Source organism: Cohnella xylanilytica (assembly GCF_014212175.1).
In the GTDB taxonomy this organism is placed as follows: Bacteria; Bacillota; Bacilli; order Paenibacillales; family Paenibacillaceae; genus Cohnella; species Cohnella xylanilytica.
Window position 1 is genome coordinate 1 of record NZ_JACJVR010000146.1, and the last position, 1,722, is coordinate 1,722.

At 52.0% G+C, this 1,722-nt stretch carries 1 protein-coding gene; it reads right to left on the reverse strand.

What is annotated here, in order from left to right:
• Positions 1 to 274: 274 nt before the first annotated feature.
• A complete protein-coding gene (locus H7B90_RS31355; protein ID WP_024982794.1) occupies positions 275 to 1,576 on the reverse strand; it encodes an IS1380 family transposase in 1,302 nt (433 codons plus the stop codon).
• Between the last annotated feature and the right edge of the window lie 146 nt (positions 1,577 to 1,722).

A 1,722-nucleotide genomic window follows, 5' to 3' on the forward strand; every position in this document is an offset into this window, starting at 1 on the left:
CCTGGCGGTATGCCGTGGGTTCTCGGTGGATACGAAATTTCCCAGCGAAGACGCCGCAACCCGGTTTCTAACGCGTCCGTCGACATCCTTCGCTTTAAACCTGAATTTCGAAAGCGCATAAGAATGCGGTGGCGATCATCCAGGAGCGGATCAACAACTGTGAATAAGTGGGAGTGGGACCAGCGAAATTTTGAAACCAATATCCACATGGGGATAACTCCCCCCTCCCCAGAAAAGGGGCATTGTTGTTTTCCATGTGAAATGTTGGAAGCCGTCACTCCAATTGAACCACTTTGGCTTCGATTCGTTTCCATGCATGACGACCGTCGAAATCCTTGATCAGCTTGAGCACGACCGCGCGACTATGCCGAACAAGCGTCGCCGCGCAATGAAAGAACTCCAGTCGGAATCTTGCAATCGTATAACCCTGATGCATCGGTTCGCAACAATCGCGCTTAAAGCGTTCGAACAAATTGTAGGCCAGCAACTTGATCAGCAGATCGACTTCATTCGCTTCAAAATCACTGGTCGCGATCCGGTCCATGGAAAAACCGTCTTTCGCCTCTTTGATGTAATTTTCCATGCAGCAACGCTGGTTGTAAAAGCGCCATAGGTCAATTGGTTCCCACTCCAGGTTGGTTACAATCGCTTCATACTGCCAGTCCTCGTCGAATACGATGCGGCCTTGACCGTCTTCGCAGACTTGCGTCTTACGAATGACCGCTACGCGACGGGGCTTTTTCCAGGACGTAGCTTTGTAAATCAAAGTGATGCCCTCGATGATCCAGTCCTCGTCGACATAGCGCGTCCAGTAGCGACAAGCCGCCACGTCGCTTGCGAGGCGTTTGGTCCATTTCATTTTGCCGACGTAACCGATCTTGCGGCCTTCCCACAGTTGGTAGAAATCCTCGCCGCCAAAGCCTTTGTCGAACCGGGCGTACGCCACTTGGCGCTCGCCGAGCAGTGCGAAGGTTTGCTGCAAAAAGTCGATTGCGTCGGTTGAAGAATGCGTGTTGCCGGGGCGAAGCCTCGCATTCAGATTCAAGTGGGTTTGCCCTTCAAAAGCCAGCAACGGATGGTAGCTGTTTCGTCCGGGCTTATGCGGATTGGTGCCTTTGGCCGCGCCGGCCTGCTCCCCGTATACCGTCTCCACCGAGGAGTCCAGATCAAGGATTGGCTTGGACGGCAAGCAGAGATGAATGATTTCCATATTCAGCTTGCGCAGTTCCGTCGGGAGCTGCGGGCAGGATCTGCCCAGACGCGCGAGCTCCTTGTACAGCAAACTGTGATGCGGCAGACGGCCTCCCAGAAAACGACAAAGCAACACATCGTGCTGTAACTTGCGGAAATGAAAAATACGCCCGCAGCCCAGCATCCAGCCAACCATTAGATAGAGCAGGATGCGATGAACAGGAAAAATGGCGTTGTGCGCTTTGCCGCCGGAAAGGCGCTGCATGGCCTCGGCGAGCTTGATTTTTTCGAGATAGGCCAAAAAGATTTTGACGCCGCCGAAACTCGTGGCGTTCTGCAGCGAAAATTCGCTCTTGATTTTGCTGACCGGTGTGGTAGACTTCACCTAAAAGGTGCTCCTCTCTTTGGGTGATGTTGTCCTGGACAAACACCATTCTACCAAAGATTTGGAGCCCTTTTTATGTTTTTAATGCGCAGTACTTTCGAAATTCAGGATAAGTTTTCTCTGCAATTACACCATAATTCAAGTAC